The 24180-nt window shown below is 68.8% G+C and carries 22 protein-coding genes and 2 pseudogenes; 2 read left to right on the top strand and 22 right to left on the bottom strand.

Going from position 1 to position 24180, the window contains the following annotated elements; translation table 11 throughout:
- Positions 1–145: 145 nt before the first annotated feature.
- Positions 146–736 (top strand): telomere-protecting terminal protein Tpg, encoded by a 591-nt coding sequence (gene tpg, locus ACWDEX_RS32770; protein WP_450468110.1) that lies wholly within the window; start codon positions 146–148, stop codon positions 734–736.
- Between the two features lie 289 nt (positions 737–1025).
- Here tpg and ACWDEX_RS32765 read toward each other — a convergent pair whose 3' ends face one another.
- The 4 genes from ACWDEX_RS32765 to ACWDEX_RS32750 are packed head-to-tail and all read right to left on the bottom strand — an operon-like array spanning position 1026 to position 4379.
- The gene (locus ACWDEX_RS32765) at positions 1026–1838 is read right to left on the bottom strand and encodes an ABC transporter permease (RefSeq protein WP_450468109.1); all 813 of its coding nucleotides are present in this window, start codon (positions 1836–1838) and stop codon (positions 1026–1028) included.
- Positions 1835–2440 (bottom strand): ABC transporter ATP-binding protein, encoded by a 606-nt coding sequence (locus tag ACWDEX_RS32760; RefSeq protein ID WP_450468108.1) that lies wholly within the window; start codon positions 2438–2440, stop codon positions 1835–1837. Before ACWDEX_RS32760 ends, ACWDEX_RS32765 begins: the two co-directional genes overlap by 4 nt.
- A gap of 3 nt (positions 2441–2443) precedes the next feature.
- On the bottom strand, positions 2444–3460 hold the full coding sequence (locus ACWDEX_RS32755; protein WP_450468107.1) for a polyprenyl synthetase family protein: 1017 nt from the start codon (positions 3458–3460) through the stop codon (positions 2444–2446).
- A 37-nt stretch (positions 3461–3497) separates the two neighbouring features.
- A complete protein-coding gene (locus ACWDEX_RS32750) occupies positions 3498–4379 on the bottom strand; it encodes a phytoene/squalene synthase family protein (protein WP_450468106.1) in 882 nt (293 codons plus the stop codon).
- Positions 4380–4799: 420 nt separating this feature from the next.
- Here ACWDEX_RS32750 and ACWDEX_RS32745 point away from each other — a divergent pair, with 420 nt between their 5' ends.
- The gene (locus ACWDEX_RS32745; RefSeq protein WP_450468105.1) at positions 4800–5270 is read left to right on the top strand and encodes a hypothetical protein; all 471 of its coding nucleotides are present in this window, start codon (positions 4800–4802) and stop codon (positions 5268–5270) included.
- On the opposite strand, the gene ACWDEX_RS32740 is transcribed toward ACWDEX_RS32745, so the two are convergent.
- From ACWDEX_RS32740 to ACWDEX_RS32655, 18 genes and pseudogenes are all read right to left on the bottom strand, one after another.
- Positions 5242–6183, bottom strand: coding sequence for an IS5 family transposase (locus ACWDEX_RS32740; RefSeq protein WP_450468104.1), 942 nt, complete (start codon positions 6181–6183; stop codon positions 5242–5244). The two genes, ACWDEX_RS32745 and ACWDEX_RS32740, sit on opposite strands and share 29 nt — an antisense overlap.
- 318 nt (positions 6184–6501) lie before the next feature.
- Positions 6502–6920 (bottom strand): annotated as a pseudogene (locus ACWDEX_RS32735) (hypothetical protein); the annotation flags it as partial.
- A gap of 77 nt (positions 6921–6997) precedes the next feature.
- The gene (locus ACWDEX_RS32730; RefSeq protein WP_450468103.1) at positions 6998–10471 is read right to left on the bottom strand and encodes a LysM peptidoglycan-binding domain-containing protein; all 3474 of its coding nucleotides are present in this window, start codon (positions 10469–10471) and stop codon (positions 6998–7000) included.
- Positions 10471–10923, bottom strand: a complete 453-nt coding sequence (locus ACWDEX_RS32725) for a TadE/TadG family type IV pilus assembly protein (protein ID WP_450468102.1) — start codon at positions 10921–10923, stop codon at positions 10471–10473. Before ACWDEX_RS32725 ends, ACWDEX_RS32730 begins: the two co-directional genes overlap by 1 nt.
- On the bottom strand, positions 10923–11366 hold the full coding sequence (locus ACWDEX_RS32720; RefSeq protein WP_450468101.1) for a TadE/TadG family type IV pilus assembly protein: 444 nt from the start codon (positions 11364–11366) through the stop codon (positions 10923–10925). Before ACWDEX_RS32720 ends, ACWDEX_RS32725 begins: the two co-directional genes overlap by 1 nt.
- 14 nt (positions 11367–11380) lie before the next feature.
- The gene (locus tag ACWDEX_RS32715; protein ID WP_450468100.1) at positions 11381–11806 is read right to left on the bottom strand and encodes a TadE/TadG family type IV pilus assembly protein; all 426 of its coding nucleotides are present in this window, start codon (positions 11804–11806) and stop codon (positions 11381–11383) included.
- Positions 11806–12129 carry a hypothetical protein gene (locus ACWDEX_RS32710; RefSeq protein WP_450468099.1) on the bottom strand — a complete coding sequence of 108 codons (324 nt, stop codon included), beginning with the start codon at positions 12127–12129 and terminating at the stop codon, positions 11806–11808. Before ACWDEX_RS32710 ends, ACWDEX_RS32715 begins: the two co-directional genes overlap by 1 nt.
- A 43-nt stretch (positions 12130–12172) precedes the next feature.
- Entirely contained in the window at positions 12173–13057 is an 885-nt protein-coding gene (locus tag ACWDEX_RS32705; RefSeq protein ID WP_450468098.1) for a type II secretion system F family protein, read from the bottom strand.
- Positions 13054–14004 carry a type II secretion system F family protein gene (locus ACWDEX_RS32700; protein WP_450468097.1) on the bottom strand — a complete coding sequence of 317 codons (951 nt, stop codon included), beginning with the start codon at positions 14002–14004 and terminating at the stop codon, positions 13054–13056. Before ACWDEX_RS32700 ends, ACWDEX_RS32705 begins: the two co-directional genes overlap by 4 nt.
- Positions 14001–15488 carry a CpaF family protein gene (locus ACWDEX_RS32695; RefSeq protein WP_450468096.1) on the bottom strand — a complete coding sequence of 496 codons (1488 nt, stop codon included), beginning with the start codon at positions 15486–15488 and terminating at the stop codon, positions 14001–14003. Before ACWDEX_RS32695 ends, ACWDEX_RS32700 begins: the two co-directional genes overlap by 4 nt.
- Complete coding sequence (locus ACWDEX_RS32690) at positions 15478–16305, bottom strand: hypothetical protein (protein ID WP_450468095.1); 828 nt, start codon at positions 16303–16305, stop codon at positions 15478–15480. The genes ACWDEX_RS32695 and ACWDEX_RS32690 overlap by 11 nt, the downstream gene beginning before the upstream one ends.
- On the bottom strand, positions 16305–16949 hold the full coding sequence (locus ACWDEX_RS32685; RefSeq protein WP_450468094.1) for an SAF domain-containing protein: 645 nt from the start codon (positions 16947–16949) through the stop codon (positions 16305–16307). Before ACWDEX_RS32685 ends, ACWDEX_RS32690 begins: the two co-directional genes overlap by 1 nt.
- Positions 16950–17033: 84 nt before the next feature.
- The gene (locus ACWDEX_RS32680; RefSeq protein WP_450468093.1) at positions 17034–17849 is read right to left on the bottom strand and encodes an ATP/GTP-binding protein; all 816 of its coding nucleotides are present in this window, start codon (positions 17847–17849) and stop codon (positions 17034–17036) included.
- A gap of 20 nt (positions 17850–17869) precedes the next feature.
- On the bottom strand, positions 17870–18424 hold the full coding sequence (locus ACWDEX_RS32675) for a hypothetical protein (protein WP_450468092.1): 555 nt from the start codon (positions 18422–18424) through the stop codon (positions 17870–17872).
- A 484-nt stretch (positions 18425–18908) separates the two neighbouring features.
- Positions 18909–19817: a replication-relaxation family protein gene (locus ACWDEX_RS32670; RefSeq protein ID WP_450468091.1), complete on the bottom strand. Its 909-nt coding sequence runs from the start codon at positions 19815–19817 to the stop codon at positions 18909–18911.
- Positions 19814–22442 (bottom strand): annotated as a pseudogene (locus ACWDEX_RS32665) (ATP/GTP-binding protein). The gene ACWDEX_RS32670 and the pseudogene ACWDEX_RS32665 overlap by 4 nt, the downstream one beginning before the upstream one ends.
- Positions 22418–23062, bottom strand: a complete 645-nt coding sequence (locus tag ACWDEX_RS32660) for a hypothetical protein (protein WP_450468090.1) — start codon at positions 23060–23062, stop codon at positions 22418–22420. Before ACWDEX_RS32660 ends, ACWDEX_RS32665 begins: the two are co-directional and overlap by 25 nt.
- On the bottom strand, positions 23059–24168 hold the full coding sequence (locus tag ACWDEX_RS32655) for a C40 family peptidase (protein WP_450468089.1): 1110 nt from the start codon (positions 24166–24168) through the stop codon (positions 23059–23061). The genes ACWDEX_RS32660 and ACWDEX_RS32655 overlap by 4 nt, the downstream gene beginning before the upstream one ends.
- Positions 24169–24180 lie beyond the last annotated feature (12 nt).

Genomic DNA, 24180 nt, shown 5'->3' with positions numbered 1-24180 from the left:
CAGGACACCACGGATGACCAGCTGCCGCCCGTAAGGGGTGGGCATCGGCTCCATCTGGCGGCCACCTAACACCCCTCGTTGGCGGGCGACTTGGGGCTGCGGCGCCCGGAATCTGTCCACAGGCGATCCGTGATCCCTAGGAGGTATGAGCGATCACGAGCAGCAGCAGCCGGCCCCGGGCCGCGGCAAGGTCCTGGAGGCCCTCACACGGGCGGAGCGGAAGGTCTTCACCCGGCCCGCACCGAAATCAGCAACGGCTCAGGTGAAATTCCTTCTCACGCGGACAAAGGACTCAACGAAGGACCTGGCAGCCCGCCTGGGCACCTCACGCCGCACCGTGGAGCGCTACCGTGCAGGGAAGCTGATGAGGCCCCAGAATCGCCTCCGGGCCGCCCTGGTGGAAGCGACCGAGTCCGAGTGGCAACCGCAGGTCAGGGCACAAGCACGCCAGCAGGCTGCCACCTCCAGTGGCATGATGGTGCGCGTCGTCGCCCACTTCGGATTCACCGCCTCGGGGTCCTCGGACGACGGCCGCGTACGGCACGTCACCACGGCGATCTCACCCAATTACGCGAAGCAGATCCTTCAGCTTCAGGAGGCCGGTGCGACGGATGAGGATCTGCATCCGATCATCGCCAAGGCCATCACCGAGTCCTATTTCACGGACTGGGGTTCCCAGTGCGATGGACTGGTCGCACATTTCACGGACGTCCAGTCGATAGAATTCGAGTTCTGACGCGACCAAATTCCGGACCTGCTATACACCGAATTCGTGTGACTGAGCGTTTTAGGTGGCGAGTGAGCGGTCTACTTGGCTGGCGTGTGCGTTTCAGGTGGCTGACAGAGGTGGCCGTGGCTCGCCGAGTGACGGGTTGCACGAAGGCCCGGTTGCTGGCGTTCATCACTGACACTGCGGTCAGCACGTTCCGGGCCGACAGCCACTACGTTCTACTGCCAGTGGGAACCTGCGGGCCCGGGGCCGCTGTGCACAAGCGATGACAGCCGATACCCGCCAGCAACGAGGGTCAGACCGGTTGGGTGGGGGCGGCCGGCACGGGCACCTTGTCGTCCAGCGTGACGGCGGTGCGCGAGCGGGTGCGGTGGTGGAAGGTGAGGAGGCTGATCAAGGCAACTGCCGCGAACCACAGCAGCTGAGCTAGCAGGTAGGCGGGTGTGCGCTGGGTGGAGAAGCAGGCGGCGGTGGCGGCTTGGACAGTGCCGTAGGAGGGCAGCAGCCGGATGAAGGGGCTGTTGGCCCCGGAGCTCGCCAGCGGGTTTTGCATGGCCACGTCGATGACGCTGGTCATGATCAGCGCGAACATGCCCTCCACTTCCCGACGCAGCACGGAGCCGTAAATAACGCCGAGGGCTCCGTAGGTTAGGGCGGCGCCGAACAAGGCTGCGCCGAGTTGGAGTGGCTGCACAGGTGACCAGGCGGCGCAGATGACGGCGGTGGCGTAGGCGGCGACCGCTGTGGAGGCGAGGGTCAGGGAGGTGGTCTTGGCGGCGACCAGGTGAATGCGGGGGTAGCCCGCCATGGCCAGGCGCCGGTCGAAACGGCCTCCGCTGAAGGTGGCGGCAAACATCATGAAACCGGTGATCAGCGTGACGGCGTTGATGGCCCCCGTGATCTGCGTGAGCAGGTTGCCGGCCGGGGCCAGCCGCTCCCCGGTGGCGTCCAGCCGGAACGGCACGGGCCTGTCAGGGATGTTGAGGTACACGAGCGTGATCCACGCGGGCACGAATAGGACGACCAGCAGCATCGCGAAGCGGTTGCGGGCGTGCTCGACCAGGTCGTACCGGGTCGCGGTGGTGTACAGGGTGAGATGTCTCCTCATGCCACCACCGCCGGATCAAGCACGAGGATGCCGCCGTCCAAGCGCCACAGTTCGTCCAATCGTTCCAGGTCGTACGCCAGGTGGGATACGACGAGCACGGAGCGCCCCTCGGCGCGCAGGCCGTCGGCGAGGCGCCAGAACCGCTGGTAGGTGTCCCAGTCGAAGCCCTGGTAGGGCTCGTCCAGCAGCAGGACCTGCGGATCGTGCATGAGCGCGAGCGTCAGGTTGAGCTTCTGCCGGGTGCCGCCACTGAGCACTCCAGCGCGCACGTCGGCGTACTCGGCGAAGCGCAGCTCATCCATGATCTCCTCGGCGCGCTGAAGGTCTGTCAGGCCATACGCGGCCTGGAAGAACTTCAGGTGCTGGCGGACGGTCAGGGCGTCGTTGAGGGCGACGTCCTGCGGGCAGTAACCGAAGCGTCCCTGGTGGAACACTGTTCCGGCATCCGGGCACAGCTCGCCGGAGAGAATCTTGAGCAAGGTGGACTTGCCGGCTCCGTTCTCTCCGACGATGCCGACCAGCACCCCCGGTCCGAGGTCCAGGTCGATACCGCGCAGCACCTGCCGCCGGCCGTAGGCGTGCCGCAGACCCCGGACCTTCATCGCTCAGCTGACACGGTCGACGACCGTGTCGGTCAGCGCTTCCAGCAGGTCCCGGGCCTGCGATGGGGGAAGTGCGGCCAGCGCTTCGCGGGCCTTGACCGCGTACCCGCGAGCCATCTCGGCGGCCTGATCGACAGCCTCGCTGCGGGCGAGGATCTGAGCCAGCAGGCGGTGGGCGGTGACGGCGTCGGAGTCGTCACAGAACAGCTCCTGAAGCCTGTCCAAGTCCTCCGCGCTGGTGGCGTCCCGGGCCAGGAGGACCGGCACGGTCGGCTGCCGGTTGGCCACATCGGTCAGGCCCCCCGACTCGGCGGCGCCGACGTAGGGAAGAAGGTCATCACGGATCTGGAACGCCATGCCCAGTTCCTCACCGTAGGCGCGCAGCGCCGCCTCGTGGGCAGCGGGCGCGTCGGCCAGAATCGCTCCGGCCTGACACGCTGCGCCGAACAACGCCGCAGTTTTGCCGCGGATGATCTCCAGAACCTTCTCCAGCGTGCAGCTGAGGTCCTCGCGTACCAGGGTCTCCTCGCCGATGGCGGCCACTGTGCGCTTGACCGCGGCTGCCACCACGCGAGTCGCCCGCACGGCACGGGTGGCCGGCACGCCTGCCTCCGTGGACGCGAGCATGGCCTCATAGGCGGTGGAGGCCAGCCCGTCGCCGGCCATGAGAGCCACGCTGATCCCGAAGTGCTCGGCCGAGGAGGCCCGCCCGCGACGCTCGGGGGCACGGTCGACGACGTCGTCGTGCATCAGCGTCGCCACGTGCATGCACTCCAGGCCCGAGGCGAAGGCCAGGGCCTGCTCCATGCTGCCGCCCACGGCGGCCGCCGACCACAGACACAACCGCGGCCGCAGCAGCTTGCCCGACGGAAACAGCGCGTCGCGGCAGGCCACCCCCATCAGATCCTCCTCGGCGCCCGCCCACCGCCGAAGTTCACCTTCCACCAGCTCGTTGACCGCCCTCTCATCCTCTGAGGACTGCACCCCATCCGCGGTGTAGGGCCCCTTCGTCGTGGTCATGAGTTCCTTCCCAGAACTTTGCTCAACGTCATCTCATTCACCGGGAGGTCACGTGGGCGGAGCGCCACAAACTCATCCCTCCCCGGACCATCGGTCCTGTGGGCGGAACGGCCACTCGACGCAGCAGGGAGGGCCCCGCTTCCAACACGGCCGCGCACAAGGGGCGGATGTACTCGTCCAGGGCCGAGCAGAACGGATACAGCCATGGATGAGCGCGTGCCATCTCCAGCACGGCTGGCATGCGGCCGGTGATGCGCGCTACTTCGAAGGCGACCAGGTCGGCCGTGGCCGACGTCCAGCGTCCGGCCGCCAGATCCTCCCTGCGGACACCGAACCGGTCGAGATCCTCAAGCGGCAGGTACAGCCGGCCCTCCCTCGCATCTTCGGACACATCGGCCAGGCAATCCACCAGCTGAGCCATGTACCCGTATTCCCGGATGATGCGTTCGCCGCTCTCGCCGTACTCCCCCCGCATGGACAGCGTCCACAGCATCGCGGCGCCGGCACTGCCGGAGGCATAAACCTGCCAGTCGGCATAAGTGGGGAACTCGCGAAAATCAAGATCGCTGCGCGCGGCCGCGAAGGCCTGATCCATCAGCGCCCGCGTCGGCTTTACAGGAGCGACGCGGTGCGCGTGCGCCGCCGCGTGCAGAATGGGCTCGGCACTGGAACCGGAGTCCAGCGCGGCATACCAGGCGTCGACCCACTCTTCGAAACGCTCAAGACGCTGCTCGTGGGGCCCTTCGTCTGCCCGGGCGTCAGCCTCCAAGATCACCATTGCCGCGGCTGCAGTCAAGGGACGCGCACGGGACGGTACTGACAGAATCCCCAGCCAGGTAACGCCGGCACGATCGCTCAGAGCCCTGCGGCATGCGACGGTGTAAGCCGCCCTCAACGCCGGATCAAAGACCCCGGCCACGTCCAACCACCGTCGTACCAGCACGAAACCCCCCACTCGATACCTCGGGCCGACAGGACGCTCCCATGCCCGCTGGGCGATACGAGCCAGGTAGGGATCCGGTTGACTCGATCGAGTGAACCGACCAAGCTTCAGCTTGATCACCAAGGGTCAGCGCTGACGCCATACAAACGCAGGACTCTTGGTTTTGATCCAGTGACGCAAAGCTGAGCACGCACCTGGCCAGACGGGCCAACTACAGGGCTCGCACAGCCGATGCGACTGAGCGTTTTAGGTCGCGGGTGAGTGTTGTATTTGGCCTGAGACGCCATCCGCTTTCCGAACGTGATCGTTTGGTTCAGGCTGGGTGGGCATGAACTCCGGTCAGTGGCGGGAGAGATGGGGTGGTTCGTTCGCTCGCGTCGCTTGTGGAGGTGGCTGGTGCCGTCGGTGCTTGGTCTGCTGGAGGCCCGGGAGAAGAAGATCCGGGAAGAAGTCGCGCGGTTGCGGGAGGAGGCCGAGCGGGTGCAGGCCACGCTCGTCGCGGCGGAGCTCACGCTTCTGCGTCTGGCCCAAGCCCGTGAGACGGTGGTCGAGGTGCTGGCCGAGCCGCCGTCCGCGGTCGCAGAGCCGGCGCGGAGCACGGTAGCGGGCTCGCCCGTGCCGCAGTGGGCCGAGGGCATGGCGGTGTCGGTCCTGGCGCCGGATTACCAGCGGATTGTGGCGGTGCTGGAGTCGGAAGCGGGCCGCGAGGGCATGCGCTGCCAGCAGCTGGCCGCGGCGTTGGGGCTGGAGGCGGTCCCGGCGAAGGTCGAGGGGCTGCGGTCGAAGGCGAAACGTCTGGTGGAGCGGGGGTGGGCCCGGCAGGTGCGGCCGGGGGTGTTCACCGCGCTCGCGGTGCCGGTCGGCTGAAGGCACCTGGGCGGCGTCCGGTCAGACGGCCACTCATGAGCATGGTCATCGACCACAGCACCATGGCTTCGTGCATGACAGGCAGCGTCTCGTAGTCGCGCACCAGGCGACGTGAACGCATCAGCCAGCTCAGCGTTCTCTCCACCACCCACCTGCGCGGCAGGACCACGAACCCGCTCAGGTCATCAGTGCGTTTGACGATCTCCAGGGTGAGGCGGAGTTTCTCGCGGGCCCAGTCGACCAGGCTGCCGGAATAGCCGCCGTCCGCCCACACCAGGCGGATGGAGAAGTACAGCCCGCGCATCCGCTGAAGCAGCCCGACGCCGGCGTCGCGGTCCTGCACGCTCGCCGCGGTCACGAGCACGGCCAGGACCAGGCCGAGACAGTCCACCACCAGGTGCCGCTTGCGTCCGCCCACCTTCTTGCCACCGTCCCAGCCGGATGTGGAACGCGGGATGTTCGCCGCTGCCCGCACCGACTGCGATTCCACGATCGCGGCTGTCGGGTCGGGTGAACGGCCCTCCTTCTCCCGCACGCGGTCGCGCAGCCGGTCGTGGAACTCGGCGAGCAAGCCCGTCACCTGCCAGGGGCGGGCGAAGGCGTGCACACGCCGGTACGGCGGGAAATCCGCTGGCAGGTTGGCCCACTTCACGCCGTTGTCGACCACGTAGCGCACTGCGTCCAGCATGACGCGGTGGCAGTAGCCCTCCGGCCGGCCGCCCCGCCCCTGAAACCATGCCGGAACGGGCAGCAACGGCCGGATGACCTGCCACTCCGCGTCCGTCAAGTCCGAGCCGTAACACCGCACACGGTCCGGCCCGTCCGCCGCGTTGCCGAACCTGTGCGCGAGGCAGTCACACGACGGAGACGGCGCGTTGGACTCCGCGGGCGTGAGCACGAAAGACTGCGGCAACAGGGCCTCCTGGAACTGCTCGTTGGCTTCGACAACCCCGAGCTACCAAGAGGCCCTGCCTTCATGCGCCAACCACACCACGATCACCCGATCAGGAACCCTGTTCGACCAGGCAACCGCGTTGATCGGTAAGCGGATGGCGTCTGAGACCACGTGACGCGGAGCTGTATGAATGATGTCGCCCATGGGTTCAAGGCCGCGGTAGGCCCCACTGCCGCCGAGAGGTGGGTCGCTTCCGCGGTATGAGTGCACAACGCCCCGTCGCCCGCCCAACCCTCGTGGGATGACGCCACGGGCGGCGTGATCGCCCAGCACGTGTCAGCTCAGGCCCAGCTTGGACAGGGCGGTGGTCCAGTCGCTGGCGATGGCGCGCTGGGCGGCGGCGAGGGTGACCTGACCGGAGCAGACCGCGGTGTGCAGCTTCGTCTCCACCGGGTCCTTCTTGTTGTTGACTCCCGTACCGGGCTTGTGGCCCGGGTCCGGCGGCTCCAGCCACAAGTTACGGGAGTCGTTGGGGTCGCCGCCGAGCTGAAGGCTGAGCAGATGGTCGTACTCGGCGTCGCTCAGGCGTCCGGTGGCCCGTACGCGGCGGCGTTCAGCTGCTTCTCCTTGCTCGTGACCGAGACGGGCGGCCGGATGCTGGCGGTGTAGCTGCCCTTGCGGCAGATCGTCGACGAGAGGTTCGCCTGAGTCACGGCTGGAGAGATCGCGCCGGGCGTGCACGTCGAATCGCTCACTTGGCGTATCTCCCTTGATCAGCAGATCCGCCGTTGATTAGACACTCTCTGACGCTGCGCCTTTGCGGAGCCATCGGTTAGAGGGTCTTGCGCACGGCCGTGCCCGAGCTGTTGAGGAGCTCGTTGATGAGCTGCGTAGTTTCCATCTCCAGGGAGCAGTCGAGCGCCCGGTTGACCTGCTGGACGCGGGAGATGGCCATGTGCAGACCCTGCCGGTTCCCGGCCGCATATTCGATCCTGAGCCAGTCCCGATACAACAGCTCCGCCGTGTCGTCGGTGTCGAGACCGGTCGCGACGGCCTGGCGGGCCGCGCTGAGGTCGTGGTGCGGGCCCGCGGGCGTGCGGTAGGTGGCCACCGTGTGCGCCACGTCGATGATGCGTGTGACCATCTCCTGCTGGTAGGGCTCGGCCCAGGGCAGGGCCTTGCCTCCGAACGGCCGGCCGCGCACCAAAGTGAGCGCCTTCTCCAGATCGGTCAGGCCGGAGGGACCCTGCGGAAGAGCGCGTTCGACGAGCTGCAGGAAGCGGCTCCAGTCACAGCGCACCCCGGGCGCGAGCCGGTACGGGTCCTCACCGCAACTACGGCGCGGCACGTAGGGGTTGCCTGCGGGGTCGTTGCCCAGAGAGCGGCGCAGTCCCTGCAAGCGGGCGTTGAGTGTGCTTGAGGACCAGGGGTTGACGGGATCCATGTCGGCGCATAGCACGTCCGCACTCCGGCCGGGCCGGAAGAACAGCAATGCGGCGAGCTGTGCCATTCGCGGGCCGTGGCCGGTGCTGGCCACGCCAGTCACCTCGACCGGGCCCAGCACCCTGATCTCCGGCGCGTGCAGGTCATGCGCCTCGCACTCCTCCGCCTCCGGCGGGTCTTCGGTCGAGGCCTTATGGTCGTCGGCCTCCGCGTCCTCGCCACTGGCGGGGGACTCCGCGGCGGTTGGGGGTGTTGGAGCCGGAGGCGGGGGCACTGCTTCAGCGCTTGTGGCGGGGCCGTCGCCTGCCGGAGTTGCGGTCGTGGCGGCGGGTAGGAGTCGAAGTCCGGACGGGTCGGCGCTAGCGGCTAGCAGGGCCGGGAACACGTCGCTGCCCGCATCCGATGGAGCCGCCAGCGAGACGTTCGGGGCAGTGGTGGCTGCGGACGCGATGGGCTCCTCCGGAGCGGTCTGCTCACGCTGCTGCATCTGGTCGAGCTCGTCCGGGACGTCCTGCCAGGGCCCCTCGGCCGGATGGGACGGCTGCCCGGATACCTTCAGTGCTGTGGCGATCTGCAGGTACGCGGCGTGCTCCAGGCGCTGCACCGTGATGTCGACGCCGGCGTAGTCGAGGTTCTGCGGATCACTGCGGGAGGCGTTGAGGATCTCCGCCTCGGGGAAGTGCGCGGCCGCCGTACTCGCGGGGGCGATCAAAGTGACGGGGACCGTGCCCGACTTGTCGATGACATCGGCGAACTGCCAGGCCGTGTCCGCGTCCAGAGACGAAGCGCACAGCAGCAGATACGGCTGATGCTCGGTTTCAGGCATCTGGTGCGCTTCCAGCAGCCGTTCGCTCAGATCGCGCAGAGCGTGCGCGGCTTGGCGCATGTGGGCGATCCGCGCAGTGGGCAACAGCTGCGGCAGGTCATCGGCGAACCCCACGGTGACGACTTCGACTTCGCTTGCCCACGGGCTCATTCCGAGTTCCAGGGCCAGGGAGGTGCACACCTCGGTGATGTGGACCGGGTTGCCGTCCAGCAGCAGCGCGGGCAGCTGCGCGAGGTTGAGCAGCAGGAGGTCGCCTGCCTCGGTGCTGCCGATCGTGACCAGCCCCGGATACGGTGCCGGCACCTCGCGGGCGTCCTCTTCGTCCAGGAGGACGGCATCGGAGGGCAGGGCCCACCATCCGCCCTGCCCGGAGACGAAGGGCGCCGCAGGGTCCTGGGCGAGATCTTCGGGCAGCACCTCCACCGCGCGGGTGCCGATCCGGGCAGCCCGCAGCGGCGGCAGGATCGCGTCCTCCTCCTGAGCCGCCTGGTGGGCCAGCGTCCGAAGTGCCACGTCCAGGCGGGCAGCGCCGCCCGGCTCGGCGGCCACCGCCAACTGGGCCTCGGCCGTGGACGTCTCCGACGCGATGGCGATCTTCTCGCCGGGCTTGCGGCGGCGGCGCTGCAGCGTACGGCGCAGGGCAAGAGCACCGGTGATGGCGGCCGCCAGCAGTGCGCCGGCGCCGAGAACGGTGCGCAGGTTCAGCGAGGTGCTGGCCGGAGCGGGCGCCGCGGGCTCCGCCGCCGTCGCGGTAGGGGAGGAGTCGGCAGCGGAGCTGGACGTTTCAGCTGACGCCGACGGGGAGGCGGCAGAGGGCGACGCGCTGACGCTGGGTTTCGAGGTCGCAGAGGCCGGTGCCGACGGAGACTGATCCTGCCCGGGCTGCTCGGCAGGGCGGTTGGCCGGTGCGCTGGGGGCCGGGGATTCTGGTGCGGGTGTGGTGGTGTTCGGCGCGGATGCCTGTTCGTCCCCCGGGCCGTCGCCCGGTTTCTGCTCACCGTCGGGCTTCTGGCTGGCCGGGGGAGTGGTCTCCTGACTGCCCGCCTTGTCACCCTGGTCACGGCCCTGGGGCGGCTGCTCGGGCTGGGAGCCGGGCACGGTGACCTGCTGACCCGCGTAAATGACGTTCGGGTCGGTGATCGCGGGCAGGCCGTGCAGCTGTTCCTTGCCCCGGCTGGCCTTGAACAACTCCGGCCATTCGTCGCCGTCGCCGAGCTCTTTCTCCGCGATCTTCGACAAGTAGTCGCCCGAGTGGACCGTGACGACGTGCTCACTCGTCTCGCCGGCAGCTGGGGCACTGTCACCCAGTTGCGCATGGAGACTTCCCACCCCAGTTGAGGTGTCGGGCATCTCCAGCTGCCAGCCGGGCTGCAGAAAGCTATTCGCATGGAAAACGGTGCCGTCGACCATGGTGTGGCCCTCGTTCAGGGCAGCGATCTCCCGCCACCGCTCACCGTCCCCCAACTCTCGTTCAGCGATGCCCCACAGGCTCTCCGCGGGCCGCGTCTCGCGCACCGTGTACGTGTTGCCGGACGCCGGTGTGCTTGCCGCGGGCGTCTGCGCTTGCTCCGTCTCGGTGGCCTGCGACGTCTGGGGCTGCCCGGGGACGTGCGCCGCCGTGGTGGCCTGTGCGGCCTGGGCGTCGGAGGCCAGTGCCGAACTCGTGGGCAGCAGCACCAGGATGCTGCCGATCAGGAGCGCCGCGGCGCGCTGCGAGGCGCCCATCCCGCGAGGGGCATGCCAGGTACGGCCCCGCACCTGTGCGATCAGCTCGCGCACGGCGCAGAACGTGAACTGGGCCCACCCGATCCATCCCACCGCGACGAGCAGCAGCAGGAACACGCTGCCGGTGTCCTGCCGGTCCAGCAGGTGCATGATGTCGTTGTGGGTGGCAGCCCAGATGACTGGGGTGGCCCACGCCAGCAGCAGCGGCAGCCCGGCGACCGCGACCGTCAGGACCAGAAGACTCAGCACGGCCTTGAGAACCCGCGCCAGGGTGCGGCCAGCGGTTGCGGCGGGGGAGGGTGTGGTGCGCATCAGTTTCCTTCGGGAGCCGTGACGCCATGCAGGAGGGTGGCCTTGCCATGGCCGGTCACCGACAGAGAGCCGATCCCGACCACAGACAAGAACTTGGTGTTGTAGGTGCCGGTGACATTGACGGTGAGTGTCCTGCCGTCGCCGGACACGCTGACCGTGCCGGTGGCACCGGCGGAGCGCAAGTAGGCCTGGGCTGCTGCGGCTGCGGCCTGCGGGTCCACGACGATCGCCCTCCCGCTGATCGCATCGGCGGGATCGATGGCCTGCCCGCCTGCCCGCGCGGCTTCGCCGGCGATGTAGTCCGCGCGTTCTGTGGCGCGCATCTTGCTGCCGCCGTCGACGGCGACGCCGATGATCCCGATGAGCGCGATGACGCACACGGCGACGAACACCGTGACGCCTCCCCGGTCGTCCAGCCGCGTTCGGCGCAGGCAGATCTGGCGGGAGATCATCAGTCACCCCGCTGTCTGTACTGGTCCACCACCGAGGTCGCCGTCGACGTGAGCGTCTTAGCTCCCGGCACACCCGGAAGTAGAAGGTCGGACAGATTGACCGTGCAGGTCACGGTCACGGTGACCGTGCCGACCTGTCCCACCGGCACACTGAGACCGCCAGTGTTGATACTGACGCTGGTCGACGCGCACTTGATGCCCTGGTCGTCCAGGGACTCGGCAGCCGCCGACTGCGCGGCGCTCTGCGCGGCCGCCGCTGTGCGGTGGATGGACGCCTCCCTTGCCGCATCCTCCGCCGCGGAGTCGATTTTCGCGCCGGAGGTGACGATCCGGCCGCCCGCGATCGCCATGCACAAAAACATGATCAAGGCTGGGAGGACGATCGCCGCCTCGATCGCGGCGCTGCCTTCATCGCTGCGTAGTCTGCGTGCCCAAGGGGCCATGGATCGCACCTGAATCATTCCCCCGGGACAGTCCAACGCTCCACGGGGCCAGATGCCGACTGCGTGACCTGCAGGCCCGGCACACCCGGGATCATCGACAGAGCCGTGCCGGACACCTGGACCCGCACCCGCTGCCCGTCGCTGCCGGCGGAGACGCTGTAACCGCTCAAGCTGTCGCCCGCTGTGCGCCCCAGCACGTTCCGTGCCTGGGCCGCACCGTCGGCCGGACTCGACTGGTAGGCGCGGGCGGCGGTGAGGCCCTCACGGGCAGCGGTCAAAGCGATCTGCCGGGCGTAGTACCACATGGAGGCCTGGATAACGGCGACCGTGGCAAGCAGCACGAACGGGAAGATGATCGCTATCTGGATGCTCGTGTCCCCGCGGTCGTCACGCCATCGGCGCCCCTGCCACCAGGCCGTCAGCCGCTCGGGAGGCTTCATCACAGGCCGTTGAGCTTGCCGTTGTACTTGGCGATCACGACGGCGATGGTCCCCGCGATCAGAACGGCACCGGTGACCGCGGCCACCCAGATGATGACGGTCGTGGTGGAGATGTCGCCCCGGTCCGGCCGGCGGGAGGCCTCCTGAAGGCCTTCCTGCACTCGGGTGGTGAGCCGGAGGACCGCGCCGTTGGCGCGTGCCCAGGTGTGCGCGCCCCGGCGGCCACGCCCCGGTCCGCGTGACGTGGTGAACGGCGCGGCGGTGTGCGGGTGCGTGGTCGCCCGGAGCACAGCACGGCGGGTGCGGGCTGCGGTCTGCTTCATGTTCCTTTGCCTCTCTGGAGCGTTGAACGAGTCGGAGTGGTCTTTAGACGGTCAGCATGCGGATCACGGCAGGGAAGGCCATCAGCAGCATCACCAAGACGGCGAGGAGCGCTCCCGGCGCGGTCATCTTTTCGCTGGCCGCGTTCGCCTCGGCCGCCTGGTCGGCCAGCAGTTCGGCGTTGAGCGCCGCGGTGCGGGCCCGCAGTGCTTTGTAGACGGCGGCGCCGTCGGTGGCGCTGCCACGCATGATGTCGGCGACGTCGTCCAGGACGGGCAGGTCGTACTCGTGGGCGAGTTCCGTGAGGGCCTGGTACGGCGGGATCTTCTCCAGCCGGGCCCGGCGCAGTGCGCCCTGCAGATACAGGAAGGGCCAGCCCTCGCCGACCTCGGCGGCCTTCTCCAGAGCTTCGGCGGGGCCGGCGTCGGCGGCCCGCTTGAGGGCGACCAGGTCGAGGTAGGCGGACAGGGCGTGCGCGAACTCCTCCCGGGCCCGCTTGGCCTGGTCCCGCACTGCAAGATCAGGCGTGATGAACAGCAGGGCGGCGACGATGAGTCCGACACCGGCGGGCACATAGAACGGCAGGCCCACACCCGCGATGATCCACGGAATCGTCGCGATCACCGGGCAGAGCAGACCCAGCGCGGCGAGCGCGGTCTTCTTGAGCATGAACTGGCCCGGCCCCTGCCCGAGCAGGGCCAAGTTCGTGGTGGGGACCCTCACGCCCGGCAGGCGCTCGAGGCGGGCCAGCAGCCACCGGCCCCAGACTTCCTCACGGTCCAGTTCCGGTTCGGGCATGGTCAGCGTGGCCGGTGCGCTGCGTTTGAGAGCCGTCCCCAACGCGGGCTGAGGCGGCAGGAGTTCCCGGATCAGCAAGGCGACACCGGCGCCGACCGTACCGCCGGTCGCAACGACGGGGAGCAGGTTCACGAGGCGGCTCCTTCCGGTTCCCGGGCGGCGACCGGCAGCTCCGGCTCCGGCGCGGGAGCGGGCAGCCGGACAGTGCTGGTCGGGTCGGTGATCAGGAAGCGGGGGACGCGGCGGAAGTTGCCCAGCTGCCGCATCAGGGCGAGCACGCCGACGAAACCGGTCGTCAGGAAGGCGAGTACGAGCTGTCCGAGGAGGGTGGAGTACGGCTTCGTGTAGGACGGCACGAAGAACCCTGCCACCACGACGCCCACCGTGATGATGGTCATCCACCGCACAGTGGTGCGGGGCTTGGCCCGGTCCGCCTCGATGGCGCGCTTGCGGGCGACCTCTTCGCGGACGGTGCCCGACAGATCCTCCAGTGCCTGAGCCAGGCCGGGGCCGCGGTCGTTGACGGACAGGATGAGCGCGGCGACCACCTTGTCGGCTGTGACGTCGTCGAGTTCCTCGGCGAACGCTCGCAGGGCTCCGTCCGGCCGCCACCCCAGGCGCAGCCGGTCGGACAGGTTGATGATCTGCGGGGCGAGTTCATTCGGCGCGCCCTGACGGCTGGTGATCATCGCCTGTTCCAGGCCCATGCCCAGCCTCAGCAGGCCGGCGAGCCGCTGCGTCCACTCGCTCAGCGCCTCCAGCTGGCCGATGCGGTCCTGCGCCATCTGCGCGGGGCTGATCAGCCAGGGCACGCCGATGACGGCCGCACCCAGGAGCACCCCGCCGACGAAGTTCCCCGAGACCAGCCACACAGCGACGAAGACCACGACGGCCGCGGCGAGGAGAGTACGTCTCCGCAGCCGGGCGTCCTCGCTCTGGTTCTTCCCGCCGCGCGCCGCCTGCCAGCGCTTGAGCAGCGGGGCCCGGCGCGGCGCCGTGGTGCCCACGAGTCCCGCCACGACAGCGATCAGTCCGCCGACCACGGCCATGCCGCACAGCAGCCCGAACAGCAGCGTCATCGGCTTACCCCCACCTTCAGCGGCAGCGGCGCCGACCAGGCCCCGTACGACTGCTGCAGCAGACCGGAGTCGAAGCCGACGCGGCGCAGGTCATCGACGCAGCTCGGGTCCATCCGCGGTACCGCTCGCAGTTCGCCCCACTCGCGGCCGGGGGAGAAGATCTCGTTGGTGGCGGGCCGGCCGTTCTCGCCGATCCCGGTCAGCTCCAGGACATGGGAGACGTAGCGGTGGCGGCGGCCGCCGATCTGTGTCTCGTCTGTCATGTCGACGTAGACGATGAAGTCCAGGCCGTTGGCGGTCTGCCGGTAGGCGAGCTGCTCGGAGAGGTTCTCCTGGGCGAGCGCGTACAGCTCGGCGATCCGGTCGAAGATGATGTCCGGGCGCCGCGCGTGGATGGTGCACAGGTTGCCGCCCGATCCGTTCGTCAGAGCCTGCATCATGGCGACGACTTCGGGTCCGCGGACCTCGCCGACCACGATCCGCTCCAGCGACATCCGCAGCGCGGGATGCATCAGGTCCAGGAGCGTGACCTCGCCGGCGCCGCGGCCGGTGACGTCCTTCTCTCCGTTGGACTCACGGCCCACCAGGGAGACGACCTGCTTGTGGTAGCCGTTGGCGTGGGCGAACAGCTCGTCCTCGGTCTGGATGGTCGCGAACCGGCACTCCGGGTCGAACTCCTTGAGCATCGCCCGCATCAGCGTGGTCTTCCCGGCCTTCTGCTTCCCCGCGATCATGATGTTCTTCTCCGCGCGCACGGCGGCGCCGAGGAACTCGCGCAGGATCGGGTCGATGGTGCCCAGCCGGACCAGGTCGTCGAGATTCGCGTGGGAGACCCGGTGTCGGCGGATGACCGCATAGGTCATGGGCCCGAGCCCGGTGATGGCCTGGAGGCGGGAGCCGTCCTGCAGCGACAGAGCGAGGGTGGGGTTCGCGGTGGAGATCGTCCGCTCACTGTGCCCAGATCCCCTGGCCAACTCGCGCAGCAGCTCCAGCAGTTCCTCTTCCGAGTCCGCGATGGGGCCGACTCGGCTGCGTTCGCCGTCTGCGTAGTCGAGCCAGACCTCGTGCGGGCCCTGGATGATGATGTCCTCGACCCGCTCGTCGTCCAGGTACGGCTGGAGCCGGCCGGCCCTGAAGAGCAGGTCGTACACGGCGCGCCGCAGCGCCTCGTCTTCTTGCGGCGTCATCGCCTGGGCGTCGGACCACAGCGCGACGGCCTCGGCGATCCAGTTCAGGCAGCGCTGTTCTTCGCTGGCCCGGTCCATGTCGGGTTTGGTCTTGAGGAGTTCCTCGCGCTGCTTGGCGACCTGGGACGCGATGTCCCTGGCCACCCGGTAGTCGACGGTGATCTGAGGTGCTGCCGTGCCGAGGACCTGGGTACTCGTGGCAGCGCCGGCAGGCGCTGGAGCGCCGTTGGTCTGACGCCTCCACTCCTGGGGCGGCGGTGTCACCGTGGGGTCGGGGTGCAGGGGCCTAGCCTGCATGGGTCACCTCCCCGCCTGCCGTGCGTCCGACGCGTGGATCGAGGCGGGCCCGGCGCATGGCGGCCTGCTGGAGAAGCAGCGTGCTGCTCGTGCGGGCGGCCTTCATCAGCGGCGACTTGGTGAAGTGGCGGGGCTGTTCGGCGCCGTCGGAGAGCACACGGGCGTCCTTCGGCGCGTACGGCAGGGTGGCGATTACGGGCACCTGCAGCACACGCTGTACTTCGCCTGCGGGATACGGGCCCTCGTTGATCATCAGCACGCTGATGTCACCTACGCGTTCCTCGAGTGCGCGTACCCGGCCCTCTGCTGCTTGCAGGCAGCGCAGGGTGTTGCGGACGACTACGAAGGTGGCGTCGGCCTGCTCAGCGAGGATTCCAGAGGGCCCGTAGGTGCCGCGGCGGCCGAGGTCGATGAGGACGTCGTGGCCACTCTCGGCCTCGATGCCGCGGAACATCTGCGCGAGGATCTTCCAGACCTGGCCGAGGCTCGCCGACTGCGAGGGGTCGGTGAGGCCGGGCAGCAGCAGCCGGTCGCGCGGTGACTCCTTCTTGCTGTCCTCGCTGCTCAGGTCGATCAGCTGCCGCCAGAAGGCATCGCTGAACTCGCCCTTGCGGGCAGCGACGCTGAGGTTGCGCAGCCCGTACCGGTCGCCGAGCGTGCCCTGCAGCAGCCCGTGCAGGACGGCACCGCCGTCCGGGTCGCACTCGGCCAGGATCATCCGCCGACCCGCCTCCAGCGGCCACGACAGGAGCAGGGCGAGGGCGCTGGTGGTCACGCCGGGAGCGCCACTGCAGCCGGCGAGCGCGATGACAGCCATCAGTTACCGTCCGGAGCCGCGAGGACCAGGCGCAGGGTGCCCGCCGCCTCCCACGCGGCGGCCGTGGGACCGTCGGTGGCGGACGTCGCGACGTCGACGACCACGATGCCCGTACCCGGGGCGGCACCGGACGCCTTCACAACCCGGCCGTCGATGGTCTGCGGCAGGGCGTCGGACGTCTTGCCGGTATCCGTCGTGCCCTGAGCCGGGACGTGCACCAGCTTGACCTTCTGGCCCGGCAGCAGAGCGGTGGCCGGGATCTGCTTGGGCTCCAGGCCGATCGGCACCAACTGCTCACCGGCCTTCACCAGCGTGTCCCCTGTCACCTGCGAGAGGGCGAGCAGGGAGCCGGGCTTGAGTTCCACGGCGGCACGCTTGCCGATCACCGACTTCAGGTCGTCCGAGTGCACCGCCTTGACGGCTGGGTCCAGGGCGACGGACGCCTTGCCCAGGTCGTCCTCGGTGATGACCTGGCCGACCTGGACGTCACGGACCACGGTCACCACCTCCGTGCGATGGCCGACCTGAAGCAACAGCACGGCCACACCGGCTCCACCGGCCGCGATCAGCGCCAGTGACAGGGCAAGGATCCCTGGACGACGTCGGCGGGCCGACACCCGCGGGGGAGCCACGGGACCGGCCACGCGTCCCTGCGAGGAAAATTCGTGGGAACCGGCGGTATTTACACGTTCTTGGGTCTTACTCAACATTGGTTCCTTCCGGCGGCGTTACCTGACGACCTGCACTTCGCCGGTCGCCACCTGCATCTGGGTCTGCCGGGTCTCGGTGAGTTGACCCGTCTCGCCACCGCCGGCGGCAACCTGCCACTTGATCGCCCAGGTCGACGTCGCGGTTAGCTGGTACTTGCCGGAGGGCTGACCAGCCGAGGTCTGGGAGTACACGTGTCCGCAGGTTGGTGACTCGGCCATGCCGTTGGAGGCGCTGTAGGGAGTACCGGGACCGGTGCATGTCACCGAGGAACCGTCACCCATGCTCCACACAATCTTCGACACTTCAGCGGTCGCGGTGACGGTCACTCCGCCAGCGGTCGCAGACGCCGAGTTCGGCCCGTACGTGGTCGCGCTCCGATTGACCCACATCCACACAGGGACACCCACTGTGTACCGGCCGGCCGCGCGGGGACTGGCGATGTCGGGCCCAGCGAGTTTCATCTTGTCGACGGCCTGCTGTGCGAGAACCGCGGGGTCAACGGTCGGCGCGTTCGCGCCCGGCTCGGCACCGAAGTAAGTCATGAGCCCGTTCGGACACCTACGTTCGTAGGCGATCTTCCCGTCGCCGACGTAGAACGTGCTGCCAGGGGGCGGCTGGGGGTCCGCGCGGCGCACAGTGCAGTCGGACTTCTTGCCGCCGCTGGAGGCCTTCCGTCCTTTCCCAGCGCCCTGGCTGTGCCCGCCATTGTGCCCATCAGTGCCGACGCCCACGCAAAACGACATTCCGTCGCAGTCGCCGGTGCTGATGTCGGGGCCGTCGCCAGCCCGGGCGGAGGAAGCGCAAGCGACAACTAAGGCAGCGGCGGCCACCATGCTGATGACGGTATGACGCTTCAGCATGCCTGGTTCTCCGCCGTGACTTTGACGATCACCCAATGGCCGTACCACTTCTCCGCAAGGGCCTTCGTGACGTACTTCGTCCGTCGGCCCTTGGGCAGGGTGACTTCCTGGCCGGTGGAGGCCTTGACCACCTTCCACCGCGACACGTCCGTACAGTCGGTCAGCGAGCCCTGCGGCACTTGGCGCTGGAGGTCGACGGAGGTCACCTTGGGTGACAACGTAGGTTGGCCTGTTGTCACAAAGCCCTTGGACTTCAGCCACTTCACCTCCGTCTCGGCAGCCGCATAGGCCTCGGCAACGGCGTACTTCTTCAACTGCGTGCCCTGCATGCTGGCCTTAGCGTTCGCAGCGACCTTCTCGTCCCAGTAATGGCGATAGGCGGCTTCGACAGGAGCTCCGGGATCATCTGCACTGGCGGGTGCTGATGTCGCACCCGGTGTCGACGGCGCGGGAGCCGGCGAGGACGCTGTGGCCTTGGCCTTGTCCTGTGACGGGCTGTCGTTGTCACCGCAGCCAGTGAGTGCCACCAGGCTGCCAGCGATCAGCAATGCGGTTGCATGGTTCCGAGTGTGGAAGGCGGTGCGCCCTGCCGGGCGTCGTGGTGCTCGTGTCACGGTGTCTCCCCGTACGGCGCGGTGTGACATGGCCGCCGCCCTGACTTCCGGCATGCGGCGGCCCAGGTCCGCGGCCTGGTCAAGCTGCGGTAATGCGTTTGCGTGACCGCAAGATTACGCATATGGACGGTCAACTTCCCAGCTCTATAGACGAGTTCACTCGTACAACCCAAGATGTTTCCGGTCACTTTCGAAACTGGAAGTCGATTTGGAGTCCTGTCTCTTCGCGCATCACGTGCGTTAACAACCCGTCTGAGCCTCGACGCTGGAGCCGACAACACACCAAGCCAACGAGCACCACGGCGCAGGGGCACTCGCAGTCCCGAGGTTGGCCCCGCAGTACGGCGCCGCTGGCAGAGACGGACGCCCTTGTGTTCATGGGATCTGCTGAGCCGGAACCGTCTCCATGGGCGACGGCTTACAACTCAGTCCACGCGCAGGGCTCACCGCCAGCCAGCGGCACCCACACGCTTCCTGTGGCGCCTCTCTCCTCCAGGACCTCGAGTACGACGGCACCGAGTAGTACCTCACGGGCCAGGTCAGCCACGAGCGGATGATGGGCGACCATGGCCTTGAGGTCGCTGATCCGGTTGTCCATCGTCTGCCGGGAAGCGCCGGTCAGCACGAACAGGACCCGCGGGAACACCGGGTACCAGCGCAGCCAGCCGGGCCCGCCTGTCTGGCGGCGCCGACCGACGGGCTGTGGCTCGTACGCCCACAAACGGGCGTACTCGATCAGCTTCGCCGCCAGGCGCTCGCTGCTCATGGTCGCGCGATCTACCTCGACGAACGCCCGTAGCTTACACCGCTGTTGACCCTCGACCAGGGTGTAGTGCATGACCGCGTCGGCCACGACCCTCTCTCCGTCGCCGATCGAGTGGAACACTTCAGGAGTCCAGTCCAGGTGACCGTGCTCGTCGCCGCGGCGGCGGGCATCGGCGACGAAAGTCAGGTGCGTACGCAGGACGGTAAGGGTGTGCGGGGTCTTCAGTGAGGCGGCCGTTGCCGAGGTGATCGGATACGGCGGACGGCCCCGCAGCGCGGGCCAGTCCCGCGTCAGACGGGCACCCTTCGGCGTGAGGTACCAGACCCGGGTGCGATGGGACTGGGGCAACACGACGAAGTCGATCAGGCGTTCCCCGAGCAGGTCGTTCAGCCGTTCGGAGACCGACTGGCGGGAGCGGTCGGGCCGCAGCAGGATGTGCAGCTGATGGGTGGAGGCCATGCGGTGCTGGGCGAGAGTGGCCAGAATCTGATGCTTGAGCGGTTCGACGGGGCTGGGCGTGAACCCCTCCGCCGTACGGTTCTTCGGCTGGGTGGTTGTCATCCGAATTCTTTCTCCTTCTCCCATTGGACGGGTGTACCGGCGGGGGAGTGCTCGGCAAGGAAGGCGGTGACGCGGCCGAGCTGCTTTGCGGCGCGGTCGGTGAGCTGGTTCAGCGGGAGCGCCCCAGCGTTCGCCTGTGCGGCACGCTTGAGCGCACCGGCCTGCTGCGGGCGGGCTTGGGCGGCGAAGACGTCGTCGAGATGGGGCCCGCGCAGCTGGATAGGTCCGATGCGGCGGCCGTGCACGTTCATGGAGACGTAGTGCTCGAAACGCTCCATGGTGGCGACCCGGTCGGGACTTGGGTCATCGCCCCACTCGGCGGTGATCGGCGCGATCGCAGACTTCGACCCGGCGGTGGTGGCCAGGGTGGACGCGTTCTGCACCAGCGACAGCCGCACAGGCATGGGCAGCCGGGACAACAGCTGCGTCATACCGTGGATGTGGCACCGGTACTTACGGAGATCCTCGAACATCGACGCGATGGTCTCTGGGGCCGCACCAGTCAGCGTGATCAGCTCGTCGAAGTACGGGCGGAACGGCACCCGCCTCTCCTCCGGTGTGTCGCGCCGCGAGCGCGCGGCCCGCAGCAGATCCCGGGCGAGCAGTGCGGTCAAGAGGCGGTCGGTGGGCCCGTTGCCGCCCGGGCACACCCACACGATCATCCGGGTGTCCATCGCCGCGCGGATGTTGTAGACGCCGACTGGCTGGCCGAGGAAGGCACGGGTTACCGGATTGGCGGCCAGGCGGGCGATCGGGTTGAGGACGACGGCGAACGCGTCGGGCGGAAGGGTCGGGAACACGGTCTGCCACCACGCGCGGGTTTCCTCATCCAGCCTGCCCGCCGCTGCGGCGAGCGCTGCCTTGCGGAATCCGGCATCGGTGAGCAGGGCCCGTACGTGGAAGATCGTGGCTTGGTCCTCGGGTCGGCCGGCCTGGCAGGCCGCCTCGTTGACCGCGACCAGGACGGCGAGCGCGGCGGTGAGGATGGTGAGCGCACGCGGCGCGGTCGCGTCGTCCCAGGCCAGCGCGGAGGCGTAGGCGTCGGCGATGGCCTCGACGACCTCGTGCGCCGTCTGGCCCTGGTGCATTGCGAGCGGATTCCACGAGCTCACCCGCGGGTTGGAGCCCAGCCCGTTGAGGTCGACCAGTGCGATCCGTGGCATCAGGTGGTCGTGTGCCAGGAACGGGGTGGCCCGCGGCCACGAGTCGCGGTGCGGGTCGACGAAGATCAGCCCTCCGCCCGAGTGCGCCCAGCCGATCGCCTGCGCCAGGGCGCGCTCCGTCTTGCCGCCGCCCGCCTTGCCGACCCCGATCTCGAACAGGGTCTCCTCGGCGTAGGTGGCGACCAGCCGCTCCCTGCCGTCCGGGCTCCGGTAGATGCCCTGCAGGAGCAGCTCGGGCTCGCCGAAGGAGAAGGTCGGCAGGTCGCCGGCGAGCACCGGCAGACGGCAGTGTGTGGTGGGGGGGCTTGAGTAGGCCGGTCAGCTCCTCCAACCTCACCCAGTTCGCGCGGGGCGGCTGGCAGTGCCCCAGATTCCAGCGGCGCTCGAAACCACGCTTGGTGGGCCAGTGGTCGGCGCCGATCCGCCACGGTCCCAGGCGCCAGCCGCGCATGGCCCACCTTGAGCGGCCGCCGAACACGTCGAAGGCGGCCTGGAGCTGGGCGAGCCTTGCCTGGGCGCGTCCTTCGGTGTTCGATGCGCACATCACCAGCAGCTGGATGCGGACCAGGTGGTCGTCCTCGGCGAGCTTGCCCAGTGCCTCGGTCGGCTCCACCCGGCGGGGCACCGGTGGCATCACCAGCCGCCGTCCGGCCCCTGATGCGGGCTTGTCAGTGAGTATCTGCTGCAGCTGCCAGCCCAGGGAGTCCTCGATGCCGCTGGCGTCCTGCCGCAGCCAGCGCGCGGCCCGCTGAGCCTCCCGGCGTTCGGACCGGCGCGCGGCACCCATCAGCTGCATGCGGCGGGCCCTCAGCGCCCATTTCGGGGCGCGCTGGATGTCGAGCCGGATCTCGGCGAGGTCGCCGAGCTCGGCGCGCAGGTCGGCCACGGCGTCGACGAGCGGCTGGAGCGGATCAGGAGTGAGCGGCACCTGGCGCAGCGGAGAGATGAGCTTGCCGCGCAGGATGAACTCGGCCCGCACGGTGTGCGTCCTCGGCTTGTCGACGATGGGCCTCGCCCGGTTGACGGTGACGTCCGGCCCGAACGGCGCTATGGACAGCAGCCGTTCACCGCCCGCTGGGCCCTCGATGCGGTAGCGCAGCGGCGCACTGCCGTCCGCGCGCAGCCGGATCTGCACGGCCTTCGCCCTGCGGGGCGCCCACCAGGGCATGGCCGTGGAAGCGCGGGCGAGCTGGACACCGCGCCTAAAGATCTCCTCCAGGCTCGGGTCGAAGTGCCGGTTGGAGACGAGCTCCAGGGCCATCCGCTCGGCCGAAGCCTTGGCCGCGAGCCGACGCACCACCAGCTCGCCTACACCCCAGCACACAGCGATGGCCAGGGCGAGCAGGTACCAGTGGTCGTAGATCCAGTCGGTGGCGTCGACCAGGCCGGTGACCAGGCCGAGTACCTGATCAGCGGCAGTGTCATCGGCCCGGTTCGTCAGGTACGGGGCTGCGGAGTCCACGTCGCTGCTCCCTTCTTCGAAGTTGTTCGGGTGAAGCGCCAGTCGGTGATACGGAGGTCGGTGAAGGTGCCGCCGCGGTCCGTGCCGGCCCACACCAGATGGACCACCGCCTTGTTGGGGCTGCCGTCGCGGCGGGCGATCACGGCCTGGATGCGGAAGCGAGCGGTGGCGAACGCCGGGGCCACTGACTGCGCGTTGGGAAAGACCATGGGCCATTTCGCGCGGCCGATGCCGGTGGCGTCGGCGCGCAGCAGCGCGCGGCCGGCGGTGAGCAACTCCCGCTGGTCGGTGGCGGGAAGGTCGGCAGGCCAGGTTGCCTCCAGGTTCCGCTGGATGGCCTGGTCGCCGGCCACGCCCTCGCCGTGCGGGGGCAGAGAGGAAGCGATGGCCGACGGTGTCGATGCGGCGTGCGTCGCGGAGGGAGCCGTGCCGGCGGCCGGTTGCCTGGCGGGAGGCGCAGCAGCCGCCGATGACGAATCCGTGGTCGCATGCGCGGTCGACGGCGTCACCGGGGCCGGTGGCTCCTGACCGTGCGGCATGCTCAGCAGCGTGACGCCCGCGACGGCGAGCAGGACGGTGCTCAGCAACAGAAGGCGCGGTGAGCGCTCGGTGGTGGTCACAGCAGGCGTGCTCCCCCCGCATAGCCGGACATCGCGTTGACGGCGTCCAGGCGCACCACCGTGCCTGGGCGGGCCGCGTTGACCATCTGTCCGCTGCCCAGGTAGATCCCGACGTGGTAGATCGTGGAATCGCGACCGGGAGCGGTGGCGTAGAAGACGAGGTCACCAGGCTGGAGCGCGCTCGTGCCGAGGCTGGCCGGGATCCGCTGGCCGACACCGGCCTGGGCGGCCGCCACGCGCGGCAGGTTGATGCCAGCCCTCGCGTACGCGTACTGGGTCAGCCCCGAGCAGTCGAAGCCCTGGATGTTCGCGCCGCTCTTGCCGCTGGGCGAGCAGCAGAACCCGTACGACTTACCGCTCGCGTTGCCCCCACCCCACGAGTAGGGGACACCGCGCTGGGAGAGAGCGGCCTCGATGACGGTGCGGACCTTGCCCGTGACGTTCTTCAGGTCCGGGCCCTTGGCGGCCGCCGTGTACTGGTCGATCCATCCCAGCACGTTGGCTACGTACTCGCTCGAGTGGTTGTACTGCCAGATCGCGGCCTTGAGCTGCGACCGTTTCGTCAGGTCACGGCCGTTGCCGCACAGGTAGATCGCGGCGCCGAGGGCGGCACCGTCGGCGTTGTGTGGGTCGGCGATCTTGTCGCCGCCTGCGTCCTTGCCGATCGACTCCCAGGTGGAGGGCAGGAACTGAAAGGGGCCGACGGCGCGCTCCCCATTCGCCGTGCCGTCCCACTTGCCGCCGTCCGTGTCCGGGAACACGGTGGTGTTGCCGCCCTGGCCGGAGCCGTTGAGGAGCACCCCGTAGATCTTCGGGCGGATGTCGCCGGTGTCGGCGATGTTCCGTCCAATGGCGTGGTTGGACTCAACCTTGGCGATCCCGGCCAGGATCGGCCAGCGCATGCCCTGGCACTTCGGCACATACTTCCCGACCTGCTGAACCGCCTTCTTGTAGGCGGTCAGCATCCGGGCAGGGATATCGGCAGCGCTGCCCCCTTCGGCGATCCTGCTGTCGTCCTGTGCACCCGTCTTCAGCGCGACGTACGCGCTGATCGCGTTCCCCACCGGTGCGGCACAGCACACCGCGGCGAACATCAGCAGCGCCACGACCCATCCCCA

The sequence above is a fragment of the Streptomyces sp. NPDC001020 genome (genome assembly GCF_053599115.1).
Note: the sequence above shows the minus strand (reverse complement) of the source record. Positions and strands in the feature narration are given on the sequence as shown.